This window comes from Streptomyces sp. SID3343 (genome assembly GCF_009865215.1).
In the GTDB taxonomy this organism is placed as follows: domain Bacteria; phylum Actinomycetota; class Actinomycetes; order Streptomycetales; family Streptomycetaceae; genus Embleya.
The window spans coordinates 1-11,852 of the sequence record NZ_WWJX01001203.1 but is presented as its reverse complement, the minus strand read 5'-3'; the positions used below and the strand labels follow the sequence as shown (position 1 = coordinate 11,852).

8 protein-coding genes are annotated in these 11,852 nt (G+C 69.9%); 7 read left to right on the top strand and 1 reads right to left on the bottom strand.

The features are described from left to right. From GT354_RS37925 to GT354_RS52975, 4 genes are all read left to right on the top strand, one after another. Positions 1–3,619 (top strand): MFS transporter (locus GT354_RS37925; protein WP_161360927.1); only part of this gene is annotated, 3,619 nt, incomplete at its 5' end. Positions 3,620–4,119: 500 nt separating this feature from the next. Continuing rightward, positions 4,120–4,320 (top strand): hypothetical protein, encoded by a 201-nt coding sequence (locus tag GT354_RS37920; RefSeq protein WP_161356514.1) that lies wholly within the window; start codon positions 4,120–4,122, stop codon positions 4,318–4,320. After that, positions 4,313–5,296: a hypothetical protein gene (locus GT354_RS37915; RefSeq protein WP_161356513.1), complete on the top strand. Its 984-nt coding sequence runs from the start codon at positions 4,313–4,315 to the stop codon at positions 5,294–5,296. Before GT354_RS37920 ends, GT354_RS37915 begins: the two co-directional genes overlap by 8 nt. A 2-nt stretch (positions 5,297–5,298) precedes the next feature. Beyond that, positions 5,299–5,847, top strand: a complete 549-nt coding sequence (locus GT354_RS52975) for a hypothetical protein (protein WP_202512746.1) — start codon at positions 5,299–5,301, stop codon at positions 5,845–5,847. Positions 5,848–6,415: 568 nt separating this feature from the next. Here the strand turns inward: GT354_RS52975 and GT354_RS37905 are convergent. Next, positions 6,416–6,967: a GNAT family N-acetyltransferase gene (locus GT354_RS37905; RefSeq protein WP_161360925.1), complete on the bottom strand. Its 552-nt coding sequence runs from the start codon at positions 6,965–6,967 to the stop codon at positions 6,416–6,418. A 169-nt stretch (positions 6,968–7,136) separates the two neighbouring features. Here GT354_RS37905 and GT354_RS37900 point away from each other — a divergent pair, with 169 nt between their 5' ends. From GT354_RS37900 to GT354_RS37890, 3 genes are all read left to right on the top strand, one after another. Further along, positions 7,137–7,922 (top strand): hypothetical protein, encoded by a 786-nt coding sequence (locus tag GT354_RS37900; protein WP_161360924.1) that lies wholly within the window; start codon positions 7,137–7,139, stop codon positions 7,920–7,922. 526 nt (positions 7,923–8,448) lie between these two features. Beyond that, positions 8,449–9,348 (top strand): 4-hydroxy-tetrahydrodipicolinate synthase, encoded by a 900-nt coding sequence (dapA, locus tag GT354_RS37895; RefSeq protein WP_161360923.1) that lies wholly within the window; start codon positions 8,449–8,451, stop codon positions 9,346–9,348. Positions 9,349–9,475: 127 nt separating this feature from the next. Further along, on the top strand, positions 9,476–11,164 hold the full coding sequence (locus tag GT354_RS37890) for a ribonuclease J (protein WP_161360922.1): 1,689 nt from the start codon (positions 9,476–9,478) through the stop codon (positions 11,162–11,164). Positions 11,165–11,852 lie beyond the last annotated feature (688 nt).

Below are 11,852 nucleotides of genomic sequence, written 5' to 3'. Positions count from 1 at the left end.
CCGAGTGGCCGGCCCGCTGCCGATCATCGGGCCCGAGGCCGCGGACGCGGCCCCCGCGGCCGGCGCCCCGGCGGTGGACGTCGGGCCGGGCAACCTGTGCTACGTGCTGTTCACGTCCGGATCCACCGGCGCGCCCAAGGCGGTCGCGGTCGAGCACCGCAACTACCGCAACTACCTGCACGGGCTGCGCGAGCGGGTGGGACCGGGCCGCACCGCCGACGGGCGGCCGTGGAACTGGGCCCTGGTCTCGACGTTCGCCGCCGACCTGGGCACCACCAACGTGTTCGGCGCGCTCACCGGCGGCGGCTGCCTGCACGTACTGACCCGCGACCAGGCCACCGACCCCGAAGCGTTCGCCGCGTACCTGGACACGCATCGAGTCGACGCGATGAAGCTCGTGCCCAGCCACCTGGAGGGCCTGGCCGCGCTCGGCGGCGGCCTCGCGGACGTGCTCCCGCACGAACTGCTGATCTGCGCGGGCGAGGCGCTGCGCGCCGACCTGGTGGACCGGATCAGGGCGGTTCGCCCGGAATTGACGCTGCACAACCACTACGGGCCCACCGAGACCACGGTGTCGATGCTGGGCGCCCCGGTCACCGGCGTGCCGGTCGGCGCGGCGAGCGCCCCGCTGGGGCTGCCGTTCGGCAACGTCGGCGCGCATGTCGTGGACGGGCGCGGGCGGCCACTGCCGGTGGGGGTCCCGGGCGAGTTGTATGTGACCGGCGCCGGGGTGGCGCGCGGCTATCTGGGCCGGGACGAGTTGACCGCGGAGCGCTTCGTCGACCTGGCCGGTCGGCGCGCGTATCGCACCGGCGACCTGGTCCGACGGCTGCCCGACGGTCTGATCGAGTTTCTCGGCCGCGCCGATCAGCAGGTGAAGATCCGCGGTTTCCGGGTCGAGATCGGCGAGGTCGAGGCCGAACTCGCCGCGCAGCCCGGGGTGCGCGAGGCGATCGTGGTGGCCCGCGGCGAGGGCTCCGCCCGCAAGCTGGTCGGCTACGTGGTCACGGACTCGGCGACAGCCGGTGACGGCGCGGCCATTCGGGCGGCCACCCGGACCCGGCTGCCCGACTACATGGTGCCGTCGGCGGTGGTCGTCCTGGACGCGCTGCCGCTGACCGGCAACGGGAAGGTGGACCGGGCTGCCCTGCCGGCCCCCGACATCGCGCCGGCCGAGGGCGGGCACGTCGAACCGCAGACGCCGGCCGAGACGGCGGTGGCCGAGGCGTTCGCCGGCGTGTTGTCCATCGACGGGGTCGGCGCGAGCGACGACTTCTTCGCGCTGGGTGGTGACAGCTTCGCCGCGGTCCAGGCGGTACGCACGATCGGCCGGGGCCTGTCGATCATCGACCTGTTCCAACACCCCACCGTGCGCGAACTCGCCGCGCTGCTCGACGAGCGCGCCGCCGAACCGGACGCGGGTGATCGTCCGCGCGTCCTGCTCCACAAGCTCACCCGAGGCACCGGGCCGACCACACTGACCCTGGTGTGCGTGCCGTACGGGGGCGGCAGCCCGATCACCTTCCAGCCACTCGCGGACGCGCTGCCCGTGGGGCACGGGCTGTACGCGGTGGAACTGCCCGGCCACGACCCCAGCCGTCCCGACGACGAACCCGAGGCCCTCGACGCCCTCGCCGACCGGCTGACCGCACAGATCACCGAGCGGATCCACGGACCGATCCTGCTGTACGGGCACTGCCTGGGCGGTGCGCTCGCGACCGCGCTCGCCGCGCGCCTGGAGGCGGCCGGCGCACACCTGCGCGGCGTCGCGTTGGGCGGTACCTTCCCGGCGGCCCGGCTGCCCGGCCGGTTCTCCGAATGGGTCTCCCGCAAGCTGCCCGGCGACCGGATGCTCTCCGACCGCGCCTACCTGGACTTCCTGCGCGCGATGGGCGGCTTCACCGACGTCTACGACGACGCCGAACAGCGCTATCTGATACGGGCGTTGCGCCACGACGTGCGCCAGGCCGAGGACTTCTACACCCGCGCCTACGGCGAGGAGCGACCCACGCCGGTGCGGGCGCCGATCCTGTGCGTGGTGGGCGACAAGGACCGGGCGACGCTGCTGTACGAGGAGCGCTACGCCGAGTGGGAACACTTCGGCCCGCACGTCGAGCTCGCGGTGATCCCGCGCGCCGGCCACTACTTCCTCAAGCACCAGGCGGCCGAACTGGCCGCGACGTTGAGTTCGTGGTCGGCCGGCCCGACGCCCGCCGCGGATCGGCCGACGCCGCGCCCGGCGGCGGCCCGACCGAGCCTGTCGACGTTCGCGAAGGTGGCGGGCGGACAGTTCGTGTCGATGATCGGCACCGCGCTGTCCACGTTCGCTCTGGGCGTGTGGGTCTACCTCCAGACCGGTTCGGCGTTCGACTTCGCGATGATCTCGGTCGCGGCCGTGCTGCCCGCGGTGCTGTTGCTGCCGATCGCGGGCGCGGTCGCCGACCGCTACGACCGGCGCCGCATCATGATCTTCACCGATACCGCGGCCGCAGCCGGGATGCTCTCGCTGGGTGTGCTGCTGTGGACCGGGCACTTGCAGATCTGGCATGTGTACGTCGTCGCGTGCATCGGCTCGGTCTGCAACGCGTTCCAACGGCCCGCCTACATCGCGGCGATCGCCCAACTGGTGCCCAAGCGCTATCTGGGGCAGGCCAACGGATTGGCCCAACTGGGCACCGGCTCCGGCGACATGCTCGCGGCCCTGGCCGGCGGGGTCCTGGTCGCGGCGGTCGGATTGCACGGTGTGGTGCTCTTCGACATGGTCACGTTCCTGATCGGGGTGACCGTCCTCCTGCGGGTCCGCTTCCCGAACACGCTGTTCGAAAAGCGCGAGGAACCACTGTTGCGAGAGGTGGTCACGGGCTGGCGCTACATCGTGCGCCGGCGCGGACTGGTCGCGATGGTGGTCTTCTTCGTGGTCTTCAACTACCTCTTCGCGGTGGCCACCGTGCTGGTCACGCCGATGGTGTTGGCCGACGGATCGGCCGTCACGCTGGGCGTGGTCACCGCGTTCGGTGGGATCGGCGCGGTCCTGGGCGCCCTGGTGATGGCGCTGTGGGGCGGCACCACCCGGCGGGCCACCGGCATGATCGGCTTCACCTCGCTGGTCGGGGTGGCCGCGGTGTTCGCGGGCAGCCGGCCCGAACCGGTCGTCGTCGCGATCGGACTGTTCGTCCTGTGGGCGGCGCTGATGATCCTGAACTCGCACTGGATGGCCCTGATCCAGACCAAGGTGGGGATGGAACTCCAGGGCCGGGTGCTGGCCACCAATCAGATGCTGGCGATGTCGATGATGCCGTTGGGCTTCGTGACCGCGGGCCCGCTGGCGGACCGAGTGTTCGAACCGCTCCTGCTCCCCGACGGGGCGCTCGCGAGCTCGGTGGGCGTGGTCCTGGGCACGGGGCCCGGGCGAGGTACCGGCCTGCTGCTGGTCCTGGTCGGGGTGGTACTCGGGGTCTGGGGTCTGCTCGGGTTGTTGTACCGGCCGCTCAGCCGGATGGAGGACGCGCTGCCGGACGCGATTCCGGACGTGGAGATCGGCGACAAGGACACCATCCAGGCAGCGGCCGACCGGCAACTGGCAGGGATGGTTTCGGGGTCGGGTGGTACTTCGGAGTGATCTCACGCGAACGCGCATGAGATAGCGCGACTTTGCCGGAATTGGCATAGCTTTGCGCATCATCGCGCATCTTCGGTGGCAGCTTGGGCGCGCCGGGCCGGACGACGTGATCACGTCGTCCGGCCCGGCGCGCTTTCGTCACGGTGCGTGGTCGAGCTGTATCCGCGTGTCTCCCAATTGGGAGACATCGGCCGAGAGACCGCCGGTTCGGACAACGTCACACCCCGCGCATGAAACCCAGGACATGGGTCATGCGTTCTTAAAGATGCGGGGCCGGTGAGAAACGCCTGCCCGAATCGGAGAAATCCACAGGATTCGGGCGCCTTCGAATCGGTATCGCAACAGTCGCCGGAACCTGGCACCGACTCGAAGTGGCAGGCAACGAACCAGTGTTCACTGGAAAGACGGCGTCTCGGGACGCTCCGTATTCCCATCGGTCGCCCTCCCGTACCCCGACCACCCGGACGGGGACGACTCACGGAACGGACAGGAATCGACTCATGACGCAACCGCTGATCCTCGATCGCAGAGCCAAACCGCCGACCCGGAGCGCGCGTCCGCTGCCCGAGCACCGCTACGACCCGGACGTCGGCGCCAATGTCACCCCGGGGGGAACGCTCCTGATCCGAGCGGCCGACCCCTTCCTGGTGGCCGACTACACCGGCACCCAGGACCAAAGCGGCATCCACAAGGATGACTGACGACGGCCCCAACGTCGTGGTTGTTGCCGCCGAGCAGGACCTCACCGCAGACCTGGTGGTGAGTCATCTCGGCGGCCGCGCCACCGTGCTGCGCCTGGACCCGGGGCGCCTGCGCGACGAGATCGAGATCACCGCCCGCTACGCCGCGGGGCACTGGCGCACCGCCCTGTGCCATCGCGGCCGTGCGGTGTCGTTGGACCGACACTGCGCCGTGTACTGGCGCAAGCCCACCCGGCCGGACAGCCACGACCTCGCCGACGAGCGGTGGCGCGCCGACGAGAACACCACCGCGCTGCTCGGCCTGCTCAAGGCCCAGCCGCTCAAGGTGTGGTGCAATGATCCGACGGTCGTCGCCGGTTCGCGACTGCGCCCCACCCAACTGGCCGCCGCCGCCCGGGTGGGACTGACCGTGCCCGACACTCTGTTCACCAGCGATCCGGACGCGGCCCGCGCGTTCATCGCCGACCATGACGACAAGGTCGTGCTCAAGGCGCTCACCCAGCGCCACACCTCGCTCGTGCCCACCACCCGGATCCGCCTCTCGGACGATCTCGACCGGATAGCAGGAACGATCCACTACCTTCAGGACCTCGTCGACGACCGGATGTACGACGCGCGGGTAACCGTCGTCGACGACCACGTGTTCGCGGCGGCGATCACCACCGACGGCGAACTCGACTGGCGGATGGCACCCGACGGTACGGCCGACTACGCGCCGATCACGATGCCCGCCCACGTCGAGCGGGCCTGCGTCGCGCACGTACGCGACCTCGGCCTGACCTTCGCCGCCCTCGATTTCGTCGTCACCGCCCGCGGCTGGTGGTACCTCGAAACCAACTGCACCGGCGAGTTCGGCTTCGTCCAGGCGCACACGAACCTGCCCATCGCGCAGGCGATCGCCCGGCTTCTGGTCGACGGGCCCGTCCACTCACACACCTCCTCCACTGCGGGGAGGCCGGCCCGGGGGAGGATGTGATCATGGACCCGCTCGTCTCGGCCGCCGTCGAGAAACTGCACATCGACGACCGACCACGTCCGTTGACCCCGCGGCACACCACGTCGTGGCGCACCGCCCACTGGAAGATCAAGACGGTGGAGTCGGCGGCCGACTCGGCCCCGCTGCTCCACGAAGTGCGGGCGCTGGCCCTGCTGCGCGACGCGGGTCTGACCTGTGTCGCGACGGATCAGGGTCGCGGTGTCGAGGGCGGTGAGCGCGGCCCGTGCCTGCGCGGACATCGGCGCCGAGAGGATGCCCACGACGGCGTCCACGAGGTCCTCGACGAACGCCGCGGGCGGCAGGACGTCGTGTGCCTGCCCCTCGTGCACCCGCTGTTCGCGATCGGCGGTCGCGTGCACCGCGAGGCTGCCGCCCAGGCGCAGCCGGTTGCGGCGGACGGCGGTCGGCAGCCGGCCGAGCGCGATGTCGATCAGCCGGGCGAACTCGGGAGTGGTGCCCTCCAGTCCCATCGCCGGCAGCGTGTAGACGGCCGAACCCGAGTGCTGGTGCACCCGCGCCAGGAAGCGTAGATAGAAGCTGCCCCCGACGTCGATCTGCTCGGCGAGCGGGCGCACCATGGCCTCGGCCAGGGCTCGCGGGTCCCGGTCGAGGCCGCGTTCGACAAGCTCGCGCACCATCTCCTCGCGCCGCTCGTTGATCGCGGCGAGCCGAAATCCGAAGATCGCCCGGATCAACATTTCCTTGCTGCCGAAGTGGTACTGCGCAGCCGAATTGTTGCGCTGACTCGCGGCCACACTGATCTGCCGCAATGAGACGGCGTCGATCCCGTGCACGGCGAACAGCCGCTCGGCGGTGAGCAATAGGCGCTCGCGGGTCGGAGTTCGGCTCACGGCGCCCACGTTAAGACGGCTGACTTACATTGTTCAATGGAGTGTCGGTGTGGCGTTCACCGTGTTTCCCACCGGCCACTTCGTTTCCCCGCTCTCTTTACGGGTGCGATCGGCTTGGAACGACTTCGATCGGGTTCGATCGGCTTCGATCGGGTTCCAGGAGGTTGGTGCCAAGGGGTTCCGTGGGGTTCCAAGGGGTTCCAAGGGGTTCCATGAGCTTCCAGGGGCTCCATGGAGTCGCATCGGCTCAATCGGCGACCGGATCCGGTACCGAGGTGTGCAGCCGGAGTTGGCGAATGACCGTGAGCCCGGCTTCGTCCACCCACAACTCGCGCTTCGCGCCGTCGCGTGCCCATCCGGTGCCGGCCAGGAAGTCGTACAGGGCCTCGTCCGCCTCCAGAACCCACGTCACGAGCGTGCCGACGCCGTCGTCGCCCGCGTGCGCGACAGCCGCCGTGAGCAGCCGTGAGGCGTGCCCTGCGCGCTGTCGCGACGGGTCGATCACGAGGATGGCCAGCTCGGAGACCCGATCCGGGTCCAGATCCTCGTCGGAGCCGGGGACGAGTGCCGCGAAACCGGCCACGTCCGGGCCGTCGCACGCCACCAGCAGGCGATGGCGGGAGGTGGGCGGCGAAACGGCCGCGTCCTCCCATTCGGCGGCCAACGCCTCGGGCGTGGCGGCTTCGAGCGCGAGCGCCGGCAACACTCCCGCGTAGGCGTCGTGCCACGCCCGGGCGTGTGCGGCGCCCAAGGCGGGGCCGTCTCCGGCGCGGGCCGGCCGTACGTACTGATCGGACATGGCGCCCCCATCGTCGAGTTCGGGTGATTCTCGCGTGCGGAGCTTGCCCGCGTCCGCTGCTCGCGGAACGCGTATCCCGGTGGGCGACACGCGCCCGTAGGCGTTCACGCCCCGGTCGAGGCGTGCAACGCTGTCTCCCCTAGGTCTGGCGCGACGACGAAGGTGGGTCATGGGGGTCCGGATCCGGCGAATCGCCCCGGTGTGCGCGGTGTTGGCGACGCTCGCGACGGGCTGCGTGGTCGGCCCGACCATCGCCGACGACAAGGCGAAGGCGGCCAACGCGGGCGCCACCGGCAACCCGACCGACCTGCCGGACAAGAACCTGCCGGGCCAGTCGCCGGGGCAACCGGTGCCCGGCGGCGCCGCGGAACCGCCGGGTGAGGCCGCCCCCAACGGCCGCGAACTGCGCTTCGGCACGAGCTGGGCCGAACTCGGCGAAGGCGCCAGGGTGACGGTGTCCGACGTGCGCAAGGACTCGACCGCGACCGCCGCGACCGACGGCAGCGTGCCGCTCGTGGCGCGGCTCAACGTCGACAACCGCAGCCGGATCACGTTCTCGGCCAACAGCCTGACCGTGTGGATCGCCGACGCGCAGGGGCATCGCCCCTGCCGCTTGAGCATCCCGCCCGGCTCGGGCCTGGAAGTGCGCATCCCGGCGGGCATCGCGGGACCGGTCGACTACAAGTGCACGAGCCTGCGTCTGAACCCCGCGCTGATCCGGATCGAGGTCGGTCTGGGCGGCACGCAGACGGTCACCTTCCGCGGCGATCTGGCCGCGAGCGCGCCGTCCGGACCGGCCGAGGGGCCGGCGACCCAACCCGGCACCGTCGTGGTGCCGCGCTCCACGCCGACGTCGGGCGGCCCGTCTGCGTCGACGGCCGCGCCGTCCACCGCGCCGTCGAGCACGTCATCGCCGTCGAGCACGTCATCGGGGAGGACGTCGGCTCCCGGCTAGGGTGTAGCCCACTCACCTGCCTACTCGCCCCGTGAGCATCCCCGGGTGACCGCTCGGGCCGCGGAAGCCCGCGGAAGCCCGCGGAAGCCCGCGGACCAAGCGTGAGGACGCCACACGCCTGTCGTGTCCGCGCGGCGCGAGGCGCGAGTCGCGAGACGATGCCCGCCGAGCGCATGCCGGCCGCGTGGGCCGAACAGATGGCGCCGACCTGTGCCGCGTTCACCACGAACGGCCGAGTTGGGCCACAAGTACCGAAAGGTACTGAACCATCTGAGTGGTCAAATCGGCACAAAGAGTGACATCGGAAGTTTTTCGTCCGATTCCCTAATGTTCCGGTCGCAATAGCCCGATACTGAAAGAGGTCAGGCGCTGCTCGAACCCCCGAGCGGGCAGCGTCTGATCCTTTGTCGTGTCCGGCCGTCCCTCGCCTGCACCGGGCGTGTGTGACGGGCGCGCGGGGGCGGACGAAGGCTCATAGGGCGGGTGCTACCCGCAGGTCAGGTGTGCGCCCGGTACCGTTTGGGCCATGGCTCCGACGTCTACCCCCCAGACCCCCTTCGGTCGGGTCCTCACCGCGATGGTGACCCCCTTCACGGCCGACGGTACGCTCGACCTCCCGGGCGCCCAGCGCCTGGCCTCCCACCTGGTCGACGCCGGCAACGACGGACTCGTCGTCAACGGCACCACCGGTGAGTCGCCCACCACGAGCGACGCGGAGAAAGAGCAGCTGGTCAGGGCGGTTCTGGAGGCCGTGGGCGACCGTGCCCACGTGATCACCGGCGTCGGCACCAACGACACGCGCCACTCCGTCGAGCTGGCCCACCGGGCACAGGCCGCCGGGGCGCACGGTCTGCTCGCGGTCACGCCGTACTACAGCAAGCCTCCGCAGGAGGGGCTGTACCGGCACTTCACCTCGATCGCCGACGCGACCGAGCTGCCGGTGATGCTCTACGACATCCCCGGGCGCAGCGCCGTGGCGATCGAGACCGAGACCCTGCTTCGGCTCGCGGAGCACCCGCGCATCGTGGCGAACAAGGACGCCAAGGGCGACCTCTCGTCGGCGAGTCGGGTCATCGCCGAGACCGACATGGTCTACTACAGCGGCGAGGACGTACTGAACCTGCCGCTTTTGTCCATCGGCGCCGTTGGCGTCGTGAGCGTGGTCGGTCACCTCGTCGCGGCGGAGTTGCGCGCGATGATCGACGCCTTCATCGGCGGTGACATCGCCAAGGCGCGTGAGATCCACCAGCGTCTGCTTCCGGTTTACACCGGCATTTTTCGTACCCAGGGCGTGATCCTCACCAAGGCCGCTCTGGGATTGCAGGGCCTGCCCGCCGGTCCGCTGCGGCTGCCGCTGATCGAGGCCACACCGGCCCAGGTCGCGCAGCTCAGGCAGGATCTCGGTGCGGGTGGGGTAGAGCTGTAGGCAGGTATATCTGTAAGCAGTGCCCCGAACGGGTATCACAATCCGCTCGGGCCGAACACGAGCTTTTGCGCGTCTCGTCCCGCAGTCCATACGGCCGCGGGGCGAGCCCGCGTGGCGAGGAGAGAACTTGAGTCATCCCCATCCGGAACTCGGCCCGCCTCCCGTACTGCCCAAGGGTGGGCTTCGTATCACCCCGCTCGGTGGTCTCGGCGAGATCGGCCGAAACATGACCGTCTTCGAGTTCGACGGCCGGCTGCTGATCGTCGACTGCGGGGTGTTGTTCCCCGAGGAGGAGCAGCCCGGAGTCGACCTCATCCTGCCGGACTTCACTTCCATCCGGGATCGTCTCGACGACATCGAGGCGATCGTCCTGACGCACGCGCACGAGGACCACATCGGTGCGGTCCCGTACCTGTTGCGGGAAAAGGGCGACATCCCGCTGATCGGGTCGAAGCTGACCCTGGCCATGCTCGAGGCCAAGCTCACCGAGCACCGCATTCGTCCCTACACCCTCGAGGTGAAGGAAGGCGAGATCGAACGGCTCGGACCGTTCGAGGTCGAGTTCATCGCGGTGAACCACTCGATCCCGGACGCGCTCGCGCTGGCGATCCGCACCGAGGCCGGCACCGTCGTGCACACCGGCGACTTCAAGATGGACCAGCTCCCGCTGGACAACCGCCTCACCGACCTGCCGGCGTTCGCGCGCCTGGGCACGGAGGGCATCGACCTGCTGCTCGTGGACTCCACGAACGCCGAGGTCCCGGGCTTCATCCCGGCCGAGCGGGAGATCGCCGGCGTGCTGGACCGGGTCTTCGCGGACGCCGATCAGCGGATCATCGTGGCGAGCTTCGCGAGCCACGTGCACCGTATCCAGCAGGTGCTGGACACGGCCTACGCCTACGAGCGCAAGGTCGCCTTCGTCGGCCGCTCGATGGTGCGCAACATGAAGGTCGCCGGGGACCTGGGCTACCTGAAGATCCCCGCAGGTCTCGTGGTGGACGTCAAGACGCTCGACGATCTGCCGCCGGACGAGGTCGTCCTGGTGTGCACGGGTTCGCAGGGCGAGCCGATGGCGGCGCTGTCGCGCATGGCCAACCGCTCGCATCAGCAGATCCGGATCGTCGAGGGCGACACCGTCGTCCTGGCGTCGTCGCTCATCCCGGGCAACGAGACCTCCGTGTATCGCGTGATCAACGGGCTCACCCGTTGGGGCGCGAAGGTGGTCCACAAGGGCAACGCGAAGGTGCACGTCTCCGGCCACGCGTCGGCGGGCGAACTGCTGTACTTCTTCAACCTCACCCGTCCGCGCAACCTGATGCCGGTGCACGGCGAATGGCGCCACCTGCGCGCCGCCGCCGACCTCGGCATCAAGACCGGTGTGCGCAAGGACCGCGTCGTCATCGCCGAGGACGGCCTCACCGTCGACCTCGTCAACGGCGTCGCGAAGATCACGGGCAAGGTGCAGGCCGGCTACGTCTACGTGGACGGTCTGTCCGTCGGCGACGTCACCGAGTCCTCGCTCAAGGATCGACGCATCCTGGGCGAAGAGGGCTTCGTATCCGTGTTCCTCGCCGTGGACTCGTCCAGCGGCAAGGTGGTCGGCGGTCCGCAGATCACGGCTCGTGGCTCGGGGATCGAGGACGCCAAGTTCGACGCGGTGATCCCCAAGATCGAGGAAATGCTGCAGCGGGCGGCCGCCGACGGGGTGGCGGAGTCGTACCAGTTGCAGCAGCAGGTGCGTCGGATCGTGGGCAAGTGGGTGTCGGACACCTATCGCCGTCGGCCGATGATTCTGCCGGTGGTCGTGGAGGTCTGAGGCTGCTTCTGGGGCCTTGGGGCCTTGGGGCCTCTGGGGCCTTCGGGCCTTCGGGCTTTGGGGCTTTGGGGCTTTCGGGCCTTGGGGGTCCCAGGGTCTTCCGGGACTTTGGGACGGGTGCTCCGATCGGTGGGTTTGATCGGACCTGTTGAACGAGTCGATTGTTTGCGTGGGGCCCGCTACGAAATCTTCGTAGCGGGCCCCACGTCGTGTGGCGTGAGTGAGTGTGGCCTGGGTTTCGGGTGGGCTGGGCCTTTGTGGTCGGCGGTTGCGGTGTGTCGTGGGCCGTTTGTGCGGGGTGGGACGGGGAGCGGGTCCCTCACTCGGTGGGTGCGGTCCGCGCGCCCGACGAGTTGGGGCGGGTCTCGGTCGGGTTTCGGTAGGCATGTGGGTGAGTTCCGGTCGGGACGGGGCGCGGAAGAGGGCGCGGGGACGCCCGATTTTCCAGGGCGACGATCGGCTTTTCGTACTTCTCGGTGGTGGTGTCTCCGGCTCCTAACGTCGGTCGTGTTCGCAGGGCAGCCGCCTTGCGAAGGGGGCGATCGGGTCGACGTGATCGACCGGATCGGCCCGTTCCACGACAGTCGGGAGCAAAGAATGAACACAGGCATGGGTGCGGCGTTGGACGCGGTACGGCGGCCCGGGCGCGGGGGCGGCGCGGGTCGAGGGGCACCATCCCCGGCGCCTC

Bases quoted from the DNA above. Each gene is read 5' to 3' on its own strand.
- GT354_RS37920 (WP_161356514.1), top strand. From the start codon at position 4,120: ATGACGCAACCGCTGATCCTCGATCGCAGAGCCAAACCGCCGACCCGG.
- GT354_RS37915 (WP_161356513.1), top strand. From the start codon at position 4,313: ATGACTGACGACGGCCCCAACGTCGTGGTTGTTGCCGCCGAGCAGGAC.
- GT354_RS52975 (WP_202512746.1), top strand. From the start codon at position 5,299: ATGGACCCGCTCGTCTCGGCCGCCGTCGAGAAACTGCACATCGACGAC.
- GT354_RS37905 (WP_161360925.1), bottom strand. From the start codon at position 6,967: ATGTCCGATCAGTACGTACGGCCGGCCCGCGCCGGAGACGGCCCCGCC.
- GT354_RS37900 (WP_161360924.1), top strand. From the start codon at position 7,137: ATGGGGGTCCGGATCCGGCGAATCGCCCCGGTGTGCGCGGTGTTGGCG.
- dapA (WP_161360923.1), top strand. From the start codon at position 8,449: ATGGCTCCGACGTCTACCCCCCAGACCCCCTTCGGTCGGGTCCTCACC.